The organism is Pseudomonas sp. MPR-R2A5, from assembly GCF_058793055.1.
The window spans coordinates 18564-41007 of record NZ_JBXAFK010000060.1 but is presented as its reverse complement, the minus strand read 5'-3'; the positions used below and the strand labels follow the sequence as shown (position 1 = coordinate 41007).

20 protein-coding genes are annotated in these 22444 nt (G+C 62.5%); 7 read left to right on the top strand and 13 right to left on the bottom strand.

Annotated features, from left to right (window positions below; translation table 11 throughout):
- Positions 1–123: 123 nt before the first annotated feature.
- The 3 genes from AC1Q6I_RS30495 to AC1Q6I_RS30485 all read right to left on the bottom strand — a co-directional run bounded on the left by AC1Q6I_RS30495 (position 124) and on the right by AC1Q6I_RS30485 (position 3208).
- Positions 124–1152: a purine-nucleoside phosphorylase gene (locus AC1Q6I_RS30495; protein WP_102650822.1), complete on the bottom strand. Its 1029-nt coding sequence runs from the start codon at positions 1150–1152 to the stop codon at positions 124–126.
- A gap of 14 nt (positions 1153–1166) precedes the next feature.
- A complete protein-coding gene (locus tag AC1Q6I_RS30490; RefSeq protein WP_102625151.1) occupies positions 1167–2114 on the bottom strand; it encodes a nucleoside-specific channel-forming protein Tsx in 948 nt (315 codons plus the stop codon).
- 155 nt (positions 2115–2269) lie between these two features.
- Positions 2270–3208 carry an AraC family transcriptional regulator gene (locus tag AC1Q6I_RS30485; RefSeq protein WP_024074847.1) on the bottom strand — a complete coding sequence of 313 codons (939 nt, stop codon included), beginning with the start codon at positions 3206–3208 and terminating at the stop codon, positions 2270–2272.
- Positions 3209–3418: 210 nt separating this feature from the next.
- Here AC1Q6I_RS30485 and AC1Q6I_RS30480 point away from each other — a divergent pair, with 210 nt between their 5' ends.
- Positions 3419–4744: an ABC transporter substrate-binding protein gene (locus tag AC1Q6I_RS30480; RefSeq protein WP_102625150.1), complete on the top strand. Its 1326-nt coding sequence runs from the start codon at positions 3419–3421 to the stop codon at positions 4742–4744.
- Between the two features lie 17 nt (positions 4745–4761).
- Complete coding sequence (locus AC1Q6I_RS30475) at positions 4762–5535, top strand: L-iditol 2-dehydrogenase (protein WP_102625149.1); 774 nt, start codon at positions 4762–4764, stop codon at positions 5533–5535.
- Positions 5536–5691: 156 nt separating this feature from the next.
- On the opposite strand, the gene AC1Q6I_RS30470 is transcribed toward AC1Q6I_RS30475, so the two are convergent.
- On the bottom strand, positions 5692–6384 hold the full coding sequence (locus AC1Q6I_RS30470; protein ID WP_069075773.1) for an NUDIX hydrolase: 693 nt from the start codon (positions 6382–6384) through the stop codon (positions 5692–5694).
- A gap of 146 nt (positions 6385–6530) precedes the next feature.
- On the opposite strand from AC1Q6I_RS30470, the gene AC1Q6I_RS30465 reads away from it, so the two are divergent.
- The 4 genes from AC1Q6I_RS30465 to AC1Q6I_RS30450 all read left to right on the top strand — a co-directional run bounded on the left by AC1Q6I_RS30465 (position 6531) and on the right by AC1Q6I_RS30450 (position 10120).
- Positions 6531–7178 (top strand): nicotinamidase, encoded by a 648-nt coding sequence (locus tag AC1Q6I_RS30465; RefSeq protein ID WP_102625148.1) that lies wholly within the window; start codon positions 6531–6533, stop codon positions 7176–7178.
- Between the two features lie 11 nt (positions 7179–7189).
- Positions 7190–8407, top strand: coding sequence for a nicotinate phosphoribosyltransferase (gene pncB / locus AC1Q6I_RS30460; protein ID WP_102625147.1), 1218 nt, complete (start codon positions 7190–7192; stop codon positions 8405–8407).
- 1 nt (position 8408) lies between these two features.
- The gene (nadE, locus tag AC1Q6I_RS30455; protein WP_024074853.1) at positions 8409–9218 is read left to right on the top strand and encodes an NAD(+) synthase; all 810 of its coding nucleotides are present in this window, start codon (positions 8409–8411) and stop codon (positions 9216–9218) included.
- A gap of 422 nt (positions 9219–9640) precedes the next feature.
- The gene (locus AC1Q6I_RS30450) at positions 9641–10120 is read left to right on the top strand and encodes a hypothetical protein (RefSeq protein WP_256582052.1); all 480 of its coding nucleotides are present in this window, start codon (positions 9641–9643) and stop codon (positions 10118–10120) included.
- A 45-nt stretch (positions 10121–10165) separates the two neighbouring features.
- Here the strand turns inward: AC1Q6I_RS30450 and AC1Q6I_RS30445 are convergent, their stop codons facing one another.
- The 7 genes from AC1Q6I_RS30445 to AC1Q6I_RS30415 are packed head-to-tail and all read right to left on the bottom strand — an operon-like array spanning position 10166 to position 16605.
- The gene (locus AC1Q6I_RS30445; protein WP_024074856.1) at positions 10166–11197 is read right to left on the bottom strand and encodes an ABC transporter substrate-binding protein; all 1032 of its coding nucleotides are present in this window, start codon (positions 11195–11197) and stop codon (positions 10166–10168) included.
- 14 nt (positions 11198–11211) lie between these two features.
- A complete protein-coding gene (locus tag AC1Q6I_RS30440; RefSeq protein ID WP_102625145.1) occupies positions 11212–12309 on the bottom strand; it encodes an NAD(P)/FAD-dependent oxidoreductase in 1098 nt (365 codons plus the stop codon).
- Complete coding sequence (locus tag AC1Q6I_RS30435; protein ID WP_102625144.1) at positions 12306–13649, bottom strand: FAD/NAD(P)-dependent oxidoreductase; 1344 nt, start codon at positions 13647–13649, stop codon at positions 12306–12308. Before AC1Q6I_RS30435 ends, AC1Q6I_RS30440 begins: the two co-directional genes overlap by 4 nt.
- Positions 13646–13936 (bottom strand): (2Fe-2S)-binding protein, encoded by a 291-nt coding sequence (locus AC1Q6I_RS30430; protein WP_102625143.1) that lies wholly within the window; start codon positions 13934–13936, stop codon positions 13646–13648. Before AC1Q6I_RS30430 ends, AC1Q6I_RS30435 begins: the two co-directional genes overlap by 4 nt.
- On the bottom strand, positions 13936–14730 hold the full coding sequence (locus tag AC1Q6I_RS30425; protein ID WP_024074860.1) for an ABC transporter permease: 795 nt from the start codon (positions 14728–14730) through the stop codon (positions 13936–13938). The genes AC1Q6I_RS30430 and AC1Q6I_RS30425 overlap by 1 nt, the downstream gene beginning before the upstream one ends.
- Before the next feature lie 4 nt (positions 14731–14734).
- Positions 14735–15580: an ABC transporter permease gene (locus tag AC1Q6I_RS30420; RefSeq protein ID WP_069075768.1), complete on the bottom strand. Its 846-nt coding sequence runs from the start codon at positions 15578–15580 to the stop codon at positions 14735–14737.
- Positions 15577–16605 carry an ABC transporter ATP-binding protein gene (locus AC1Q6I_RS30415; RefSeq protein ID WP_024074862.1) on the bottom strand — a complete coding sequence of 343 codons (1029 nt, stop codon included), beginning with the start codon at positions 16603–16605 and terminating at the stop codon, positions 15577–15579. Before AC1Q6I_RS30415 ends, AC1Q6I_RS30420 begins: the two co-directional genes overlap by 4 nt.
- Positions 16606–16850: 245 nt before the next feature.
- Between AC1Q6I_RS30415 and AC1Q6I_RS30410 the strand changes: the two genes are divergently transcribed.
- Entirely contained in the window at positions 16851–17681 is an 831-nt protein-coding gene (locus AC1Q6I_RS30410; RefSeq protein WP_102625142.1) for an IclR family transcriptional regulator, read from the top strand.
- 430 nt (positions 17682–18111) lie between these two features.
- Here AC1Q6I_RS30410 and AC1Q6I_RS30405 read toward each other — a convergent pair whose 3' ends face one another.
- Together AC1Q6I_RS30405 and AC1Q6I_RS30400 are read right to left on the bottom strand one after the other, a co-directional pair.
- A complete protein-coding gene (locus AC1Q6I_RS30405) occupies positions 18112–18777 on the bottom strand; it encodes a response regulator (protein WP_024074864.1) in 666 nt (221 codons plus the stop codon).
- Entirely contained in the window at positions 18752–22135 is a 3384-nt protein-coding gene (locus AC1Q6I_RS30400; protein WP_102625387.1) for an ATP-binding protein, read from the bottom strand. Before AC1Q6I_RS30400 ends, AC1Q6I_RS30405 begins: the two co-directional genes overlap by 26 nt.
- Positions 22136–22444 lie beyond the last annotated feature (309 nt).

Here is a 22444-nt window from a genome sequence, read left to right as displayed (position 1 = left end):
TCAACGATAACGCGCGCTTCCTGAATGAACGCGGCGCCTGTGAGTTTTTCGCGAGCAAGAACTAGGCGTCCCCCTCGCTCCTACAGACGGCGATGGACGCTGCCCCCTACATTTCGCTCGGCACTAGGCGTCGGGAACGCCTTTTTCCCATGCCGACCAGTTCTTCAGGATCGCCTGTACCAACGGATTGCCCGTGCGGTACAGGTTCTCCAACGCGGGTACGAACCCTCCCTGGTCGGCGTATTTGAGCAGGTTGTCCACTTCGCTGTAGCCAGGGTACGGGCGGTCGAAGTCCGATCCGGCACGTACGACGGCCAGGCGCTGGATATCTACTAAGCCTTCACGGCTGGCGCGTAGCAAAGCTTCATAGGTGGAGTTGTCTTCCTGCTGGGTGGTGCAGTATTCGCCTTTGTTGTCCGTGAGCAGCTTGGTCCACACCTCGGCGCGTTCGCTCAGGCGCGTGCCGGAGAACCAGGTATTGCCCGCCAGGGTGTCGCAACGGGTGACTTGCGGCGGCTGGTTGGCGGGGGCGGCGGGGTAGTGTTTGCGCCAGGCGGCGGACTCTTTGCTTTCCGTGAGTTCGACCTTGTGCGACAGGGCGAACGCCTTGGCCTGCAGCTTGGGGTTCAGCTCGAACACTTCGGTCTTGTAGTCCAGCGGCGTCTTTTCGTTGGGCCCCTTGGTGTTGATGCCGATATACCCGGTCGGCCAATCCTTGGGTGCATCCCGCGAATCCAGCTCCCACTGGGTGCCGAATTCCACCAGGTAGTGGGCCCAGGCGGCCGTGCCGAGGGTGCCGTGCTTGGGGCTGATGCCGGCGATCCCGGCGATCAGGAAATAGCTGTGGCGCAGGTCGAACTTGGGCGACAACGCCAGGGCCAGGGTGGACGCGGCGGCGTTGGTCTGGCCCATGCCGGTGACCAGCAGGCATACGTCCTGGGTGTTGCAGCGGATCACTGGGTAGTCGGCGGACAAGCCCGGTACGCGCACCTCCTGCTTGAGTTCCAGGCGCTCGATCCAGGTTTGCGCCTCAGGGGCGAACATGGTGATCAGCATCACTTTCGGTTTGATCGGCGTGGGTGTGTCAGCCAGCACCATGTGGGGCAGCAGGGTCAGGCCGATAGCCAGCGTGAGACGGGTAAACGCTTTCATCCAGTACTCCTTGATCAGAATTGGTAGCCCACGCCAGCGTAGTAACCCCAGCCGTCGGAGCGTGCGCGGAAGTTGCCTTCGCCGAAATTCAATTCGCTGCCATCCTCCCAGTTGCCGCCGTTATGAAAATAACGGCCGACCAGGGTGAAGCGCAAATGGGTGAATGAATACAGCAGCACGTTGGTTGCCACCAGCGCGTTGGCGGTACGGGCCGGGTTGTCCTTGTGCAGGTCCGAGCCGAAATCGTAGTTGGTGAAACCGATATAGGTCAGCGAGGCACCGTTGTCGAACGTGTCGATGGGCACGATGTATTTCATCTGCGCACGGTAGCCGTCCCACGAATATTCATTGCTGGCGCCATAGTTTTCCCACTGGTAACGCCCGTAGAAGTTCGCCGAGAGGTTGACACGCGAGTGGGTGTCGATATCGGTGCCGAGGCCGCTGTACAGGGTGTTGGCACGGTTGGCCTGGTTGCTGCCGTGGTCGTAGATCCAGTCAAAGGCCACGTACCATTCCTTGAAGGGGCCGATGGCCAGGCTGCGGCCGGCCAGGTAATCGATGGAGATACGCGGCTCGTGCTCCATGAACACCGGCGAGCCATGGTCCCACGCGCCTTTGTCGTGACTGTTGCCGATGCCGAGGATCTTCGGCACGTCGATGTAGCCGTACAACTCGAAGGGGCCCTTGCGGCCGAAGTACTCGTATTCCAGGTAGACATCGTCCTGCGGTTTGGGGCCGAGGCTGATGTCCTTGCTGCCGATCAAGGTCAGGTCCTGGTTAAACCAGTCCGACAGGTACACGCCTTTTTTCGCCGGGCTGGCTTCCGGGCTGAGGGTTTCGCCCTGTGCTGAGTCATCGATGGGCGGTTGCTGCGCCAAAATGGGCGGGCTGAGTACTCCCGTAACGGCAACCAGTAGCAGGGAAACACCAAAATAAGCAGGACGCCTTGAGGTCAAGTGCATTGAAAATCCCTATTCGTACGCGGTTTGAACCCGATTCTTCGGGTTGAGGCGAACTTGGCGACCAAGTTCGTTGCGCACACGCTCGCACAGGTCGTACCAACTTTGCGCAATGGCTTGAATAAACTGGAAAAAATCGCGATTAATCGACCTTTTGATCAGAAATGACGCGGTGTCATTGTTTCAATCCGATTGAACAAGTGCATGGCGGTTTCGCGCCGGTATTCGCTGGGTGTCTGGTGCATCTCGATGCGAAAGTGCCGGTTGAAGTTGGACAGGTTGGCGTAGCCCACCTCAAAGCAGATATCCGCCACCGACATCTCGCTTTGCAGCAACAGGCGACAGGCGCGCTGCACGCGGAACTTGCGCATCAGGTCAATGAACCCGTGGCCGGTGTTGCGCTTGAAGAAGCGTGAGAAGCCCGGTTCGCTCATCTCCAGTTGCTGCGCGATGACCGACAGGCGCAAGTCGCCGGTCAGTTCACGCATCAGGTAGTCGAACGCCTTGTTGATGCGCTCGGCGCTGCGCGCGTCCAGGGTTGGTGCGTAGCAGGCGCTGGCCAGGGCTTTCACCTCGGGTGGCGGGGCGTTCCTCAGGGTGTCGAGCAGTTGCAGGAACAGGATCAGGCGTTGCAGGCCGTGGGCGCTGCCGATGGCCTCGAGCAAGCGTGCAGCCTGCGCGGCGGTGTCGCCGCTGAACTCCAGGCCGCGCCGGGCCTGTTCGAACAGCGTGTGCAAGTCGCCGAGCTCCGGCAGGGTCTTGCGCAGGGCGAGGAGGGCGGCGCCGTCGAATTGCAGCACCACATCGCGACCCTTCAGGTATTCGCCGGGTGCCAGCTCGCCAATCCAGTCGTGGGGCAGGTCCGGGCCGATCAGCGCCACATGCCCGGCGCTGAACGCCCCGATATAGTCGCCCGCCACCAGCTTGCCACTGCCCTGGCGGATCAGGTGGATTTCGAATTCGGGGTGGTGGTTCCAGCGCGCCAGCTCAAAAGGGTAGTCATGTTCGAACCAGCGAAAGCCGTGCTCAGGTTCGGGCAGGATCACTTCCAGCTCGGCAGGGCGGTGTTCGAACAGGGCGGCGCGGTCGACGGGCATGCTGATGCCTCTTTTGCTTGTGGAATCGCCTCAAAATACGCGGGTTGGCAACGGCAGCGCTACCTCTGGTTTCGTCCGGCGCTGATACTTTTTTGATCCGGGGCCGGCGGTTAAAAAAGTATCAGTCGTGCATGCGCCATGGGTTTGTTAGGGCCTGGCCAAGCTGCTGTAATCGGCCCTCGACAACAAAAACAACAGGTGCAAACCGCCATGCTCCAGTCCTGCAAAGCCACGTTCCCGCAAGCACTGTTCCTGCTGTCCGGCCTGGCACTGGCCGTGCCCAGCCAGGCCGCCGACACCGTGACCATCGCCACGGTCAACAACAGCGACATGATCCGCATGCAACGCCTGTCCAAGGTGTTCGAGCAGCCGCACCCAGACATCCGGCTCAACTGGGTGGTGCTGGAAGAAAACGTGCTGCGTCAACGCCTCACCACCGATATCGCCACCCAGGGCGGGCAGTTCGACGTGCTGACCATCGGCACCTACGAAACCCCGCTGTGGGGCGCCAAGCACTGGCTGGAGCCGTTGACCCAACTGCCCGCCGACTACGACGCCGAAGACATCTTCCCCTCGGTGCGCCAGGGCCTGTCGGTCAACGACACCCTGTACGCCTTGCCGTTCTACGGCGAAAGCACCGTCACTTATTACCGCACCGACCTGTTCAAGCAAGCCGGCCTGAGCATGCCCGCGCACCCCACCTGGACCCAGCTCGGCGAGTTCGCCGCCAGGCTCACGGCTAAAGACCAAGACCAATACGGGATGTGCCTGCGCGGCAAGGCCGGCTGGGGCGAGAACATCGCGCTGCTCAGCACCATGGCCAACGCCTTTGGCGCACGCTGGTTCGATGAGCAGTGGAAGCCGGAATTGACCAGCCCCGAGTGGACCGCGGCGGCCACCTTCTACGTCAACACCCTCAAGCAATACGGCCCGCCGGGTGTGTCCAGCAACGGCTTCAACGAAACCCTGGCACTGTTCAACAGTGGCAAATGCGCCATTTGGGTGGATGCCAGCGTCGCCGGCTCGTTCACCACCGACAAGAGCCAGAGCAAGGTCGCCGACAGCGTAGGGTTCGTCGCCGCGCCCACGGAAGTCACCGACAAAGGCTCTTCCTGGCTCTATGCCTGGTCCCTGGCGATCCCCGCCACGTCCAAGCACAAGGACGCCGCCAAGACCTTTATCACCTGGGCCACTTCCAAGGACTACATCCAGTTGGTGGCTGACAAGGAGGGTCTCGCCAACGTACCGCCGGGCACGCGCCAATCCACCTACAGCGCGGCCTACCTGAAGGCCGCACCGTTCGCCCAGGTCACCCTGGAGATGATGAAGCACGCCGATCCCGCGCATCCCTCGGCCCAGCCGGTGCCGTACGTGGGCATCCAGTACGTGACCATCCCCGAGTTCCAGGCCATCGGCACTTCCGTCGGCAAGCTGCTTTCGGCGGCGTTGACCGGCGGCATGTCGGTCGATCAGGCATTGCAGCAGGCCCAGTCCACCACCGAGCGTGAGATGAAACGCGCCGGCTATCCCAAATAACGTTGACGGACAAACCCATGAAACGACTCGAAGGAAAGAGCGCGCTGATCACCGGATCGGCGCGCGGCATCGGCCGCGCCTTTGCCCAGGCCTATATCGCCGAAGGCGCGACCGTGGCCATCGCCGATATCAACCTGCAACGCGCCCAGGCCACAGCGGCCGAACTCGGGCCCCAGGCTTACGCGGTGGCGATGGACGTCACCGACCAAGCCTCCATCGACAGCGCGATTGCCGCCGTGGTGGCCCAGGCCGGCAAGCTGGATATCCTGGTCAACAACGCCGCACTGTTCGACCTGGCGCCCATCGTCGATATCACCCGTGACAGTTATGAGCGGCTGTTCTCGATCAACGTTGCCGGCACGTTGTTCACGTTGCAGGCGGCGGCACGGCAGATGATCAGCCAGGGCCATGGCGGCAAGATCATCAACATGGCCAGCCAGGCCGGGCGTCGTGGCGAGCCGCTGGTGGCGATCTACTGCGCGACCAAGGCGGCGGTGATCAGCGTCACGCAATCGGCGGGGCTGAACCTGATCAAGCAGGGCATCAACGTCAACGCCATCGCGCCGGGGGTGGTGGATGGCGAGCATTGGGACGGGGTGGATGCATTGTTCGCCAAGCACGAAGGGCTGGCGCCGGGCGAGAAGAAGCGGCAGGTGGCGGCCGAGGTGCCGTTTGGGCGGATGGGGACGGCCGAGGATTTGACCGGGATGGCGATTTTCCTGGCGTCGAAGGAGGCCGATTATGTGGTGGCGCAAACCTATAACGTCGATGGCGGCAACTGGATGAGCTGAAGCCATACCCCAATCAAAATAATGTGGGAGGGGCGGTGCGACGATTCGACTTGCCCCCGATGGCAGTGTGACAGTCAGTACATATATAGACCGATCTACCGCCATCGGGGGCAAGCCCCCTCCCACATTGGATGATCGGTGTTCTTTAAATCGAGGCTAGTCAGCAAAACTGCGATCAAAGAAATAAACCTCCCCAGGTCTCAGGTTCTCCACCGTCGCCTGGGGCCTGCCGCCTTCGCCTTGCTTCTTGCGCCCCGTCTCGCGCAAGTACCCTGCCTCCGTCAGTTTCAACAAGCGCTGGCGAATACTGGTCTTCAACACTGGCCGCGCCAGCACCAGCGAGAAGATCGTCGTCGCTTCCGGCGCGCTGAACTCATGGCCCAGGAACATCAAGGGCAAGTTGCTGTACAGCGACTTGGACAACAGCCGCTCCTGCACGGCCGCGACGATGCTGTTGTGATCGAACGGCAACTTGATGCTGCCATCGGCCACCGCCTTCAGCGAAAACCAGCCCTGATGCTCACCCAGCGCCACCTCATCGGCGACGATCGCCAGGTAATAAGTGGACGACGACCAGCAACGCGGGTCGCGAAACGCATCGCCCACCGTGCCCACTTGCTCGCTCCAGGCCAACGCCAGGCCAACCTTGCTGCTGGCGCGCAAGCGTTCCACGGCATCCTGGAGGCTCAGATCCTGCACCCCACCATTCACCACCACGCCCGGCAGCGCCCAATGCCCGGCGAACGGCTCGGCGTCGCGTTTATTCAGCAGCAGCTTTAATTCTCCCGCCGCGCGGCAGTAGCACAGCACGCAGAGGTCGACGGTGTGGAGGTAGGCGCTCAGTGGCATGTGGAGTCCTTGTAAACAGCGGTGGGGCACAGTCTAACGGATCGAATAGATATGTCATGTACTGAGTCCAGAATAGATAAACAAATGTTTCTTGCAATGAAAGTACATGACGTGTACTTTTGTTTCCAGGCCACAGGAGAACCGCCATGACCCTCTCGAAAACTGCCATCGCTTCATTCGACGTCGACGCCCAGAAGAGCTTTACGCCGCTGTGCCCCAACGAGTTGCCGGTGGCGGGTGGTGACCAGATCGGTGCCGAACTCAACTACATGGCCAGCCTCGCCGGCCACCGCATCGGCAGCAAAGATGCTCACAGCCCGCACGCCCCCTGGGTGGTTGCCCAGCCCAGCGAGATGCTGCAACCCACCGGCCTGGCGCACGCCGATGTCACCTGGGTCAGCCACTGCGTGCCGGGCACCGAGGGTTTCACCCTGCTGGACGAGTTGCCCGCCCCATATGACTACGATTACTTCATCTGGAAAGGCGTCGAACCCGACCTGCACCCTTACGGCGCCTGCTACCACGACCTGCACGACAAGCTCTCCACGGGCGTGATCGAATACCTCAAGGCCCAAGGCGTGGTCCGTGTGATTGTCGGCGGCCTGGCCCTGGACTACTGCGTCAAGACCACTGCGCTGCAACTGCTCAAGGCTGGCCTGGAGGTGGTCCTGCACCTGCCGGCATGCCGGGGAATCAGCGACGAGGGGAGCGTGCAGGCCGTCAATGAGTTGCTCAAGGCCGGGGCTGTGATCAGCAGCACCCGCGAAGAACTGGCCGCGATGGCCACGTGTTAAGGAGACACACCATGGAAAGTGCCTACGACTACGAAGCCTCGGTGATCCAGGGCTTGCTCGACACCGACTACTACACCTTCACCATGATGCAGGCGGTGTTGCACCAGCACCCCAACGTCGACGTCGAATACAACTTCATCGTGCGCTCCAGGGAAAAACTCGGCCACTTGATCCCTGAGTTGCGCGCCGAGCTGGAGAAACTCGCCGGCCTGCAAATGCGCGAAGGCGAGCTGCGCTTCCTGTTCAACCCACGCTTTCGCGAATACCTCACCCCCGACTACGAACGCTTCCTCGGCCTGTTCCGCTTCAACCTGCGCTACATCCACGTCAGCGAAATCGACGGCCAGCTGAATATCCGCGTGGTCGGCCCGATGCTGCACTGCATCATGTTCGAGCAGCCGGTGCTGGCGCTGGTCAGTGAGTTGCGCAACCGTGACAAGTACCCGGACGTGACCCTGGAAGACGTCACCCGCAAGCTCTACCAGAAATTCGATTGGCTGGAGAAACACCTCAGCCGCGACGAGCTGGCCGACCTGCGCGTCTCTGACTTTTCCACCCGTCGGCGCCTGTCATTCAAGGCCCAGCGTGAAGTGGTGGACATCATGCGCCGCGACTTCCCCGGCCACTTCGTGGGCACCAGCAACGCGCACCTGGCCTACGAATTCGACCTGCCGCTGATTGGTACCATGGCTCACCAGTGGATGATGGTGCACCAGCAACTGGGGCGCTTGCGCGAAAGCCAGAACGCCGGCCTGGAAAACTGGGTACGTGAATACCGCGGCCGCCTGGGCATTGCCTTGACCGACACCATCAGCACCGACTTTTTCCTCAAGGACTTCGACCTGTACTTCGCCAAGTTGTACGACGGTTTGCGCCAGGACTCCGGCGATCCCATCGCCTGGGCCGACAAAGTCCTGGCCCGCTATAAAGCATTGGGCATCGACCCGATGACCAAGGACCTGATGTTCTCCGACGGCCTGAACTTCGAAAAATGCCTGCCGATCCTGCGTCACGTGCGTGGCAAGGCCAAGTTCGGTTTCGGCATGGGCACCAGCCTGGCGTGCGATGTGGAGGGCGTCGAGCCGCTGAGTATCGTCATGAAGCTGGTGCGGGTGCACGGCGAACCGGTGGTGAAATTCTCCGATGATCCGATCAAGAATGTCTGCGAAGACGCTTCGTTTTTGCAGTACGCGGCACAGGTGTTCAACGTGGGCAGGGTGGAGGTGTGACATGCAAGAACGTATCGCGCAGGAACTGAATATCGATCGGCAACTGGTCAAGGGCGGTGAAGCCAAGGAAATCCAACGGCGCATCGACTTCATCAAGACCACCTTGCGCCACTCAGGCTGCAAGGCCCTGGTACTGGGCATCAGCGGCGGCGTCGATTCGCTCACCGCCGGTCGCCTGTGCCAGTTGGCGGTGGAGCAACTGCGGGCCGAGGACTACGCCGCGCGTTTTATCGCCATGCGCTTGCCCTACAAGAGCCAGGCCGACGAACACGACGCCCAGGCCTCCCTGGACTTCATCGCTCCGGACCAGATCGACACCCTCGACATCGCCGCCAGCGTCGACGGCCTGATGGCCAGCCTGAGCGCCACTGAAGCCAGTGCGGAGCATGTCGACTTCATCAAAGGCAACGTCAAGGCCCGTACCCGCATGATCGCCCAGTACGCCGTGGCCAACCTGCACAACGGCCTGGTCGTCGGCACCGACCACGGCGCCGAGGCATTGATGGGCTTCTTCACCAAATTCGGCGACGGCGCCTGTGACCTGGCACCGCTGTCGGGCCTGACCAAGACCCAGGTGCGTCTGTTGGCCAGTGCCCTTGGGGCCCCGACGAACCTGGTGCACAAGCAGCCCACTGCCGACCTGGAAGAACTCGTACCGGGCAAGCTGGATGAACATGCCTATGGCTGCACGTACGAAGAGATCGATGCCTACCTGATGGGCGAGCCGGTGAGTGAGCGGGTGAGGACGATTGTCGAAGGGGCGTACAGCAAGACAGCGCACAAACGCGCGCTGCCGATAGTTCCCGCTTGAACGGACGATCAAATGTTGATGTGCTCGCGAATATTCCAGCCGAACCGGATCGGCCCGCCATCGGCTTTCTGCGGCGGTACCTTTCCCATTCCCAGGATTGACTACAAGGCGCTGAGACCAGATCGGGAAGTGCCTGTCTTAAAAAAGGAAACCTTCCTACATTCTTGACGGATATTGATTCTTTACGCTCTGCGCTCTTGTGAGTTCAGGAGTAAAGGAATGGCTAGCAGCGTATTGAAGGACGGTTTCCCCTGGGCCCACCTCACGCCCCGTGAACGGGTAGAAAGTCGCAGGGTTCGACGTTTCAACGAACCATTAAACGATGTTCTGGGCGGGATTTCGGGGCTGGCTGGAAGTTATCAACAGGGTCACGTTGGAAATGCCACGACGATAGTTGTGGGCTGGTACGAGGAGATTTCAGCGTGAATGAGTCACCTCTCCGTTTTCTCCGCCGTAACTTTCCAGTGTTCATGAGCACGATATTCATGGCTATCTTCTCAACCGCTATGGTGACCGTGCTGGTTGATGATCACTATTTGCGCAAGCTCGAGCCGTCACTGAGAACCGAATTGATGGGGTGGGGGCTTCTGTCGCTGACGTTTTTCTTCGGGTTTTCCAATTTCATGATTGTGCGTGGCTTCAACTGGGCAGTTGGACTCCTGGCGGGCTATTTCGCTTTCTGCCTGATGCTGGTCATACCAACGATTCAATACCGCCCGCATACCGTGGCGTTTTCTCTGGGCGTTGTATTTCCACTCCTGGGATTGCTTCTGCTCAATACCGAACGCCACCGGGAAATGCGGCAAAAATTATTTGAAATCCGCATTCAACGAAATACCGCGAGAGCGATCTACAAAAATTACTGCAATAAACTCAAGGCCAGGGCGGGCAGGGAAGGGTAACGGCGGCTCCCACGTCAACAACGTGGGAGCGCAAGCTATACCCGCCTACCGCTCAATCGACCGACTCCACCGCGCATTCCACTCCGGCCGCGCCTGGTTCACCTGGTCCCAATCGATCGAAATCGCCGTCTGCAAATACCCCTGCATCGCCTCTACCCGCGCGCGGGTCTTGTCGGTGGTCGGGGTGGTCGGGTTCGACGGGATCTGGTCGCCTTCCTCCAGCGCCGGGGCCTGGGCCTCGGCGGTCAGCAAAAAGGCGGCGAGTTTCTGTGCCAGTTCCGGTTGGTCATTACGCGCGATCACACACTCGGCCACGTTCAGCACCACGGCGCCTTCCTTGGGTTGCGCGTATTCCATTGGCACACCGAGCAGTTTCTGGGTGGCCACCTGGGTTGGGGTGAGGGGGAAGATCGCCGCTTCGTCGGTTTGCACCATCTCGGAAATTTTCGCGGAGCTGGCGATATATTCCAGCACGTTGGGGCCAACGGTTTTTGGCCAGGCCTTGAAGCCGGGCTCCACGTTGGTTTCGTCGCCGCCCTGGAGGCGGTTGAACATGAGGAAACCGTGCAGGCCGAAAGTGGAAGAGGCTACGGACTGGAACACCACTTTGTCCTTGAAGCGCGGGTCGGCCAGGTCCATCCATGAGGTGGGGGCGGCCCAGCCTTTTTCCTTGAACATCCTGGCGTTGTAGCCCAGGCCGGTGACGCCCAACGTCACGGCCACGGCCTGGTCCTTGATCTTCGCCTTGGCCGGGATCTGTTCCAGGGTCGGGCTGGCTGCCAGTTTGTCGCACAAGCCCATGGAGATGGCGCGGTACATGATGCCGTCGTCGAGGAACATCACGTGCATCTGCGGGTTGTCTTTGTTGGCCTGGACCTTGGCGAGGATGTCCGACGACGTGCCGGGCACGATCACCACCTTGACGTTGTTGGCCTTCTCGAACGCAGGCAGCACCTTGTCGGCGTACACCCGTTCCATGGTGCCGCCGTTCATGCCCAGGTACAGCGTCGGCGCGGCATGGGCGGTGGAGGCGAGCAGAGCGAGGGACAAGCAGGACAGCGCAATACGAGTGTTCATGGATGTTTTTCCTCTCAGGCTTGGAAACGACGGATGGAAAACGCTTCGATGGGTTGGCGGCTGGCCCCGTCGCAGACGATCTCTGCCAGGGCTTCACCGACCGCTGGGCCCAGCTGGAACCCGGCGCCGGCAAAGCCGAAACCGTGGAGCAGGCCAGGTTGGGTGCTGCTGGGGCCGATCACCGGCTCGTGATCGGGTAGGTAACCTTCGGTGCCGCTCCAGGTGCGAATCGCCTGGGCGCCCTTGAGGAACGGGTACAGCTCGGCGGCATTGCGCAGGATTTCCAGCACTGCCGCTTGCCCGGGTCGCGCCTGCCGGGGGCCAAGGGCAAAGCCGCGCCCGCCGCCAAGGATGCAATTGCCGCGGGCCACCTGGCGTGCATAAATCCCACCGCCTTCGACACCGGTGCTCACGTTCATCACCACCGGCAGCGGTTCGGTGACCAACATGGCCGGGTGCGCCGAAATGATCGGCACCGGCTCGCCAAATTGCGCGGCGAGGGTGCCGGCCCAGGCGCCGGCGCAGTTCAATAACCAGGGGGCTTGCAGGTGCAGGCCGTTGGCGCAGTGCACGCGGAAATGGCGGCTGTCATGTTCGATGCGGATCACTTCGGCCTGCTCGTATACCGATGCGCCCAGGCGTTGCGCCGCACGGGCGAAGGCGGGGGACACCAGTCGCGGGTTGGCGTGCCCGTCCTCAGGGCACAGTGAAGCCCCCACTGCGATATCGCCGACCCAAGGGAAGCGGGCGCGCAGTTCGGCGTGATCGAGCAGCTGCAAGCCCAGGCCAAAACCTCGGGTTTGCTCGGCATAGGCCTGCAACGCGGCGAAATCCGCATGGCTGTGCGCCAGTTTCAGATGCCCGGAGCGCACGTATTCGCCCTCGATACCGATCAACCCCGGCAGGTCGGCCCACAGCTGGTGGGCACGCTGCGACAGCGGCAACTGATGCAACGGCCGACCCTGGCGCCTGACGCCGCCGTAATTCACGCCACTGGAATGCGAGCCACAAAAGTCCCGCTCTACCAGGGCCACGCGCTGGCCTTTGTGCGCCAGCATCAAGGCCGCCGAAGCCCCGACGATCCCGCCGCCCAACACGATGACGTCGATCATGGCTGCACCTGCACGCCAAACGGCAGCGGCTTGATCGGTGCCTGGCCACGCAAGCGGCCGACGTGTTCAATCCCGCGGCCACTGCGCTCAGCGACGATCTCGGCTGCCGCCAGCCCGCACATGCGGCCCTGGCAGCGGCCCATGCCAACCCGGCAATGGGCTTTGACCCGGTTGATCTCCCAGTGGCCTTCATCCACCACGGCGCGTACATCGCCGACGCTGACTTCTTCACAGCGGCACACAATCAATTCATCCGGTGCCTGCGCCGCCCAGTCTTCAGGGAAGGGGAACGCAGTCTCCAACCCCTGGCGAAAGCGTTGGATGCCTGCCAATTGCTGCTCCAGCACAGCGGGGCGGCGATGATCGATGGCCACGCCTGCGTCTTCCAACACCGCCAACGCCGCCCGCTCGCCCGCCAGCTGTGCGGCATCCGCGCCCATGATCCCGGCACCGTCGCCTGCCAGGTACACGCCTGCGAGGCTGCTGCGCCCAGCGTTGTCCCGGCGCGGCAACCAGGCACGGTTCAAGGCATTCCATTCAAATTCACAGCCGAGCAGATCCGCCAGTTGGGTTTCGCTGCGCAGGGCGTGGGCGAAGGCCACGGCGTCACAGGCCAAATCTTGCCTATCCCAACGAATACCGCTGACCCGCTGTTCGCCCTCGATCTGCTGGAGCGTCACGCCCTGATGCACGGGAACCCCATGGGCGCTCAGCCAGGCGCGGTAATACAAGCCCTTGGCCAACGTCGCCGGTTGACCGAGCAGCGCCGGCAACGCACGGCATTGCGCACGGAACGGCGCACTGTCGAGCACCGCCACCACCTTGGCCCCGGCCTTGGCGTATTGATAAGCCACTAAATACAGCAATGGCCCGCTGCCACAAAACGCCACCCGTTCGCCGATGGCGCAGCCCTGGTACTTCAAGGCGATTTGCGCGGCGCCCAGGCTGTAGACGCCGGGCAAGGTCCAGCCCGAAACAGGCAGGATGCGGTCGGTGGCGCCGGTCGCGACGATGATCCGCGAATACTCGAGGCTCTCGGCACGGCCGCTCTTGAGCGTGTCCAGGCGACCGTCCTCGGCATTCCACACCAGGGTTTCGGGCCGATAGTCGATCAAACCGGCCAACTCATCCATCGTGCGGTGCACGGCGTCTGCCTTGCGCGCGTCAAAACCGTAGACCTGCTTGGCTGAGCGTTGGAAACCCGCTGGTTGGCGCCGATAGATCTGCCCGCCACCGCGCAGGCTTTCATCGATCAGGCAAGGTTTGATGCCGTGGTCGAGCAGGGTGCGCGCCGCGCTGATCCCCGCCGGGCCTGCGCCCACAATCACCACCGGCTTCATAGCTGGCGCCCCGGATCACGGCTGATCACCTGGCCTTCTTCCAGCAACGTCGAGCAGGCGCGTACCCGCCGCCCATCCTCCAGGCGCACCCAGCAGTCCTGGCAGGCGCCCATCAGGCAAAACCCGGCGCGGCGCTCGGCGCTGAAATCGCTGCCGCGCAGGTGCTCGGTGCAGGTCAGCACGGCGGTCAGCAGGGTGTCGCCGCGCAGGCCGGTGGCCGGTTGCCCGTCGAGGGTGAAGGCCACGGCAGGGCGCGCGGTCTCGGCCAATCGTTTGAACAGAGCCATCAATGTTTCCCCACCAGCACGCGGTCCAGGCCGTAGACCCGGTCGAGCAGAATCATGGTCGCCGCCGTCAGCGCAATCACCAGCGCCGACACCGCCGCCATCATCGGGTCGATGGACTCGGTGGCGTACACATACATGCGCACCGGCAGGGTTTGCGTGGCTGGCGAGCTGACAAAGATCGACAAGGTCACCTCATCAAAACTGTTGATGAAGGCCAGCAACCAGCCACCGGCCACGCCGGGCAAAATCATCGGCAACGTCACCCTGAGAAACAGCGTGATGCGCCCGGCGCCGAGGGACTCGGCCGCCTGCTCGGCGCTGCGATCCATGCCGACCGCCGCCGCCAATACCAGGCGCAGCACATAGGGCGTGATGATCACCACGTGCGCCAACATCAGCCAGGTGAAGCTGCCATTCACCCCCATCAGCGCAAACAGGCGCAGCATCGCCACGCCCAGTACCAGGTGCGGGATGATGATCGGTGACAGGAACAAGGTGCTGAAGAAGTTGCGCCCCGGGAACTGATAGCGACTGATCGCCAACGCTGCCGGCACCGCGATCAGTGTCGCCAAGGTCGCGGCGGTAAACGCCAGGATCAGACTGTTATAGAACGCCTGGATAAAGTCGGCCCGCTCGAACACGGCGCGAAACCAGCGCAGTGAGAAACCCGAGGTGGGCAGGCTCAAGGTGTTTTCCGGGGTGAAAGCCACCAGGCACACCACCACCAGCGGCGCCATCATGAACAGCACCACCAAACCATGGAAACCGAGGGCCAAAGGACCGTTTCTGGACATGCGCTTAAACCCCCAGGGACTTTTTGTAGCGGCCTTCGACCATGCGGTTCCAGCTCAGCATGATCAGCAGATTGACCAGCAACAGCACCACCGCGATGGTCGCGCCCATGGGCCAGTTGAGTTCCGAGAGGTACTGGTCGTACACCACGGTGGCGACCATTTTCAGGCGGCGTCCGCCGAGCAGGCCGGGGATCGCAAAGGAGCTGGCGGCCAGGCCGAACACAATCAAGGTGCCGGACAGCACGCCGGGCATGACCTGTGGCAACACGATCTTACGCATCACCGTGGCCTGGCTTGCGCCCAGCGACAACGCCGCCTGTTCGGCCGAGGGGTCGAGCTTTTGCAGCGAGGTCCACACCGGAATGATCATGAACGGCAGCATCACGTGCACCAGCGCAATGATCACCGCGAACGGCGTGTACAACAGCTTCACCGGGCGCCCGCCCAGCGCCTGGATCATCTGGTTCACCAGCCCGTCGGCACCGAGCAGCAGGCTCCAGCCGAACGCCCGCACCACCACCGAAATCAACAGCGGCGTGAGGATCAAAATCAGGAAGATCGAGCGCCACGGTGTGCCCATGCGGCTGAGGATGTAGGCCTCGGGCACGCCAATCACCACGCACAGCAAGGTCACCAACGCGCTGATCCAGAAGGTGCGCCAGAAGATCTCGTAGAAGTACGCATCGCTGAACAACGACAGGTAATGGGCCAAGGTCCATTCATCCGCCTTTACACCCACCTGATAGTCGAACACGTTGAACGACAGCACCAGCGTCAGGCCCAACGGCAGGATCAGCAGCCCGGCGAACAGCACCAGCGCCGGCAGCGAGAGCCAATAACCCCGACTCATGCGTGCACCTCATCCGTCGCCAATACCCGCAGCAGGTCGGCCTGCCAATCCAGGCCGACCGTTGCGCCATGGCCCAACGGCGCGCTGCCGTCGTTGCTACGCACCACGGTGATTTCGCCCAGCGCGGTCTGGAGGCGGTACAGCCACTGGCTGCCGAAGAAGTAGCGGTTGACGACCTGGCCTTGCAGGCGGCCGGTGCCGGCGTCCACCAGCTGGATTTTTTCCGGGCGCAGGCTCAACACCAACTCGCCGTCGCCCTTGGCGTGGCGGACCTGCGCAGTGCCGAGCTCGTCATAGTCGCCGGGCAGCAGGTTGGCCTTGCCGACGAAGTCCGAGATAAATCGCGTGCGGGGGTGTTCGTACAGGGTGTACGGCACATCGATCTGGGTCACGCGCCCGGCTTGCATCACCACCACACGATCGCTGATGGACAGCGCCTCGGCCTGGTCGTGAGTGACCATCAAGGTGGTGATGCCCACCGCGCACTGGATACGGCGGATTTCAAACTGCATCTCTTCGCGCAGGTTGGCGTCGAGGTTGGACAGCGGCTCATCCAGCAGCAACACCGGCGGCTCGATCACCAGGGCGCGCGCCAGGGCCACGCGTTGGCGCTGGCCGCCGGATAACTCCCGTGGGTAACGGTCGGCGTGGGGCGCCAGGCGCACCAGCTCCAGCACGGTCTTGACCTTGGCGGCGATCTCGCTGCCCGGCACCTTGCGCATCTTCAGGCCGAAGGCGACGTTGTCGCGCACGCTCATGTGCGGGAACAGCGCGTAGCTCTGGAACACCACGCCCAGGCCACGGCTGGCGGGCTTGGCATGGGTGATGTCGCGGCCGTCGAGCAGGATCTGGCCGCCGCTCACCTCGACGAAGCCGGCGATCATTTGCAAGGTAGTGGTCTTGCCGCAGCCCGAGGGGCCGAGCAGGGAAACGAACTCGCCTTTTTCCACCGCCAAGTCAGTGGCGACCACCGCGTCGACGGCGCCGTAGCGTTTGCTCAAGGCGTTGAGTTGGAGAAATGCCATGTCTGCGTTCCACCTTTTTTTTCAGTCGCGTCGAAACGCGCTTTTTTTGTTTTGGGCAGATGCGAAAAGAGTGTTGCGGGTGCGTTGGCGCTCGATCTCAAGTCGGCTGCCGGTTGTTGTTCATTTCGCCCCTGTGGACGCAGATTAGGACGAAGACTAGGATGGGCGGAAGATGGAATTTCACTGGGTGAGCAATTATTTTAAGATTTATTCACTGAACAGAATTACTTATGAGATAGCGTGTTATGGATTCCACTGAGCGGAATAACAACAGTAAGGAAGTAGGGGCGGGCGGGGTGTCCCGTCTGTTCGCGTTGCTGCGTACCCTGGGTGAGGTGCCGGAAGGTGGTGAGCGCGTCACCCAGCTCGCCCAACAGGTCGGCCTGTCCCAGCCCACCACCCACCGCCTGCTGCGCAGCCTGAAGGACGAAGGCATGGTCGAACAGGACGCGCGCAGCAAACGTTATCGCCTGAGCCTGGAGTTCTTCGCCTTGGCGGCGAACGCGGGCAAGACCGGCAACCTGCGCGACCTGGTGCGCCCGAGCATGCTGCGCTTGAGCGCGTCCTTGGGCGACTCATTGTTTTTGCTGGCGCGCAGCGGCTTTGACGCGATCTGCCTGGACCGCAGCGAGGGCCCGTACCCGATCCGCACCTTCACCGGCGACATCGGCGGGCGCGTGGCATTGGGCGTGGGGCAGGGCAGCCTGGCCATCCTGGCATTCCTGCCGGAAGAAGAGCGCGAGACGGTGATCCGCTACAACTTGCCACGGCTCAAGGACTTCCACCTGTATGACGAGGTGCTGTTGCGTTCGGAGGTGGAGAACGTGCGCAACCTGGGCTATGCGGCGCGCAACACCGGGGTGCTGGAAGGCATGGCGGGGCTGGCGGTACCGATCCTCAACCGGGACGGGCATGCGGTGGCGGCATTGAGCGTGGCGACCATCAGCGATCGCCTGGGGCCGAGCCGGTTGCCGATGGTGGTGGAGTTGTTGAAACGCGAAGCGGCGGCGATCGGTCCCAGGATCAACCCGTTTGACCCGACATTGCGCCGGCCTTCACAAACCTTCGGCGGTTAACTTATTCCCGGCAATGAAGATCCCATGTGGGAACCGCACTTCAGTGCCGAGCGGACTGTTGTGGCATGTGGGCTGTTATGGCAGACGGGCTAACTGTGGCGAGCGGGCTTGCCCTAATGCCGTTCAGTTAAGCGTACATCGACTTCTGTAGGAGCGAGCTCGCTCGCGAAAAACGTCAACGATAACGCGTGTTTCCTGAGTGAACGCGGCGCCTGTGAGTTCTTCGCGAGCAAGCTCGCTCCTACAAAAAAGCCTTAACTGAACGGCATTAGGGCTTGCCCCGCGTTGGGCTGCGAAGCAGCCCCAATAAGGCCGCCGCATTCCTTCTGGTAGAACCGGGAGACTGGTTTCAGGGCCGCTTCGCGCCCCAACGCGGGGCAAGCCCGCTCGCCACAGGGGGGGGGCCGCAGATTTGGCGGGACCTTCCACATCAGATTGCCGCTAACGCCACTGACGTCGCGGCGGTGCGGGTCTCCACTCCCAACTTCACATACACATGCTCCAGGTGCTTGTTCACCGTGCGCGGGCTCAACCCCAGGATATCGCCGATATCCCGGTTGGTCTTGCCACACGCGACCCAGCGCAACACCTCCACCTCACGCTCGGTCAGTTGGAACCTGGCGGACAACAGCCGGTGCGCCGGCTCATCCTCCAGGGTCAACGCACTCGGTTGCGTCGCCGCCCGTGCAGACATCAGGATGCGTGAGGTGCGCAAGTGCGCCGCCACCCGCGCCAGTACTTCGTCGGTCTGGATCGGCTTGGTCACGTAGTCGCTGCCACCGACCTCGAAGCCTTGCACAACATGCTTGCTGTCGGTCAGCCCGGTCATGAACACCACCGGGATATCCGCGCTGGCCGGCATTGCCTTGAGCCGGCGGCAGGTTTCGAAACCGTCCAGGCCCGGCATCATCGCGTCCAGCAGGATCAGATCGGGGCGCCGCCGTTGCACGCGGTTCAGCGCGCTGAGGCCATCGAGAGCCACCAGCACCATGTAGCCGGCGTCGTCGAGGGCGTCGGAGAGCATCGCCAGGTTGTCCGGCGTGTCGTCGACGATCAGCACCACGCCAGGTTCAGTGCTGCGGGTGAGAGCATTCATCTTCGGCCTCCTTGAGGGTTCGGTTGAGTTCATCCAGGCGAAAACCCTTGAGCAGCCCGCGGACTTGAGTGATGAACGGCTCTACGTCGGGGCGCTGGGCAAGGATCGTGTCGAGTTTTTCGTGCAGGCCACGCACATAGCCAATGGCGCTGAGTTCGGCGAGTACCGCGAGGTCGTCGGCGCTGGGCAGTACGCTGGGTGGCGGCGGCGGGACCAGGCTCTTGGTGCGCCGTACCCACTGCAAGCCCAGGTGCTGTTGCAGGCACCCGAGCAGCTCCGGGGTACGCACTGGCTTGGCCAGGTAGTCGTTGCAGGCGGCGGCGATGCTGCGTTCGCGATCGTCGGTAAACGCGTTGGCCGAAATCACGATGATCGGCGCCGTGGACAGCGCATTGCGCCGGATCAGCCGGCTGGTCTCCCAGCCGTCCAGGGTCGGCATCGACAGGTCCATCAGGATCAGGTCCGGCGCCAGCAACGCCACCTGGCGAATGGCGTCCTGGCCGTTGCTCGCCTGGATCACCTCGAAGCCCAACGGCGTGAGCATGCCGCTGAGCACCTTGCGGTGGTCCACATGGTCATCCACCACCAGGATGCGTCGGCGCTCGCCTTGATAGCCGATGATGTCGTGTTCCACATGCACCACCGCTTGCGGCGCGCGCACTTGCGACAGGAACAGCCGCACCTGGAAGCAGGTGCCCTTGTCCAGCTCGCTGGTCACGCGCAATTCGCCGCCCATCAAGGCAGTGAGCATGCGCGTAATGGTCAGCCCCAGGCCCACGCCGTTGTCCTGGCGCATCAGGTCGCCACGCTCGAACGGCTGGAAAATCCGCTCGATCTGCCCCGGATCAATACCGATACCGGTGTCGATGATTTCAAAATTAGCCGTCTCGCGCATGTAGCTGACCCGCAGGCACACTTCGCCGCTGTCGGTGAAATTCACCGCGTTGCCCAGCAGGTTGATCAGGATCTGGCGCACGCGTTTTTCATCGCCGCGCACCACCGCCGGGATCTTGCCCACGCAGTCCAGGCGAAAGCGCAGGCCCTTGTCCTGGGCCTGGGGGGTGAACATCTGCTCCAGGTCGTGGATCAGTTCGGGGAAGGGGATTTCCGTCAGCTCCAGGCGCAGCTTGCCGGCCTCGATCTTCGCCACATCGAGCAGGCCATCGATCAGCGACAGCAAGTGCGAGCCACTGCGCAGGATGGTCGCCAGTGCGTCCTGGTGCTGCTCGGGCATGGCGCTGTCACGCTGCAGGATCTGGGTGAAACCGAGGATGCTGTTGAGCGGCGTGCGCAGTTCGTGGGACAAGCCGGTGACATAGCGGCTTTTGGCGGCGTTGGCCGCTTCCGAGGCTTCCTTGGCCTGTTGCAAGGCCTGGTCGGTGAGGCTGTGGGCGTCGATTTCCTGCATCAGCAACAGGGTCTGGCGGTCGGATTCCTGCTGGGCGACGCGGCGGCTTTCGCGGGTCAGCACCACCCACCAGGCGAGCACGGCGGCCAGCACCGAGAGGGTGAGGAACGCCTTGAAGAACGCCTGGTACAACGTCTCCGAATGCGGCAACCCTTGGGCGGCCTGCACGTAGATCAAGGCCAAGGCGCCGGCGAGCAGCAACACCAGGACCAACAGCAGCCCCAGGTAATGGGCCAGCCGCGTATGCAGGCGCGGCATCAGCGTGTTGGGCAGCAACCCGCGCAATACGCCTTCGAACTGGCTGACCAATCGCGCATGGGGTTTGCAGCGGTCGCCACAGCGCGCATCCAGCGAGCAACACAACGAGCAGATCGGCGTGCTGTAGGCCGGGCAGAACGCCATGTCGGCGGTCTCGAACGGGTTACTGCACAGCCCGCACACGGCATGGGTCGCCGGTGCAACCGGGTGAATCAAGCGCACGTCGCTGCTGCGCGCGATGTAGTACTTGCCCTTCGTCAGCCAGGCCAACAGGGGCGCCATGATCAATGCCGTGCCCAGCGCTACGAAGGGCGGCGCCGCCTGTGCCAGGGCGCCAAACAGGCCGAAGTGGGCGAGGATCGACAGCAGCGAGGCAATCAGCATCGAGCCGACGCCCACCGGGTTGATGTCGTACAGATGCGCGCGCTTGAACTCGATATGTTTGGGTGACAGCCCCAAGGGTTTATTGATCACCAGGTCGGCCACCAACGTGCCGATCCAGGCAATCGCAATATTGGCGTACAAGCCCAGCACCTGGTCGATCACATCGAACACGCCCAGCTCCATCAGCATCAGCGCGATCGCCACGTTGAACACCAGCCACACCACGCGCCCAGGGTGGCTGTGGGTCACGCGGGCGAAGAAATTCGACCAGGCCAGGGAGCCGGCGTAGGCGTTGGTCAGGTTGATCTTCATCTGTGAAATGAACACGAACAGCACCATTGCGCCGAGGGCCCATTCCGGCGAGCTGAACACATAGCGGAAGGCGACCAGGTACATCTGGGTCGGCTCGGCGGCGCGCTCCATGGGGATTTCATGTTGCAGGGCGAGAAAGGCCAGGAACGCCCCGCCAAACATCTTCAACGCGCCGGGGATAATCCAGCCGGGGCCGGAGCAGAGCAGGGCGGCCCACCAGCGCTTGCGGTTGGCCGCGGTTTTTTCCGGCAGGAAGCGCAGGTAGTCCACCTGTTCGCCGATCTGCGTCACCAGCGACAGCGCCACGGTACAGGCGGCGCAGAACGCCAACAGGTTGAAACCGCCGCCATCGCCGCTGCGCCCGACAAAACTGGTCCAGTCGCTGAAGGCATCGGGGTTTTTCCACCACACGAAGCCGTACGGCAGCACCAGCAACAGCAGCCACAACGGTTGCGTCCACAGTTGCAGGCGGCTGATCAGGGTCACGCCGTAGGCCACCAGCGGGATCACCAGCAACGAGCAGATCACATAGGCAAAGGCCAGCGGTATATGGAAATACAACTCCAGGGCCAGGGCCATGATCGCCGCTTCCAGGGCGAAGAACAGGAAAGTGAAGCTGGCGTAGATCAGGGAGGTGATGGTCGAGCCGATATAACCGAAGCCGGCTCCACGGGTCAGCAGGTCCATGTCCACGCCGTAGCGCGCCGCGTAGTAGCTGATGGGCAGGCCGGTCAGGAAGACCACCAGGCTGATGGCAAGGATCGCCCAGAAAGTGTTGGTGAAGCCGTAGCTCAGGGCCAATACACCACCGATGGCTTCCAATGCGAGGAACGACACCGCGCCCAGGGCGGTGTTGGCAATGCGCAGCTCCGACCATTTGCGAAAGGATTTGGGCGTGTAGCGCAGGGCATAGTCTTCCATGGTCTCGTCGGCGACCCAGGTGTTGTAGTCGCGGCGGATCTTGACGATGCGCTGGGTGCCGGGAGGGGATTGCACGGTGGGGAGGCTCCGCAGGGTGGACGAAGGGAGTGAGCAAGTTCCATGCCCTCGCGGGCGCTGCGAGTCAAATGTGGGAGGGGGCTTGCCCCCGATGAGGGAGTGTCAGTCACTTATTTGTTCGCTGACCCGGCGCTATCGGGGGCAAGCCCCCTCCCACATTGGTCAGCGGTGGCTGGGCGGACGCGATCCTGCCCTGCATTGGTGCGCAGTGGCATACGTCAAATGACGTATCCCGTTACGTCAGGCTGCGTATACCCGCGTGGGTCGGCTGCCGCCATGCTGGAGCCCTCATTGCAGAGGAGTCGC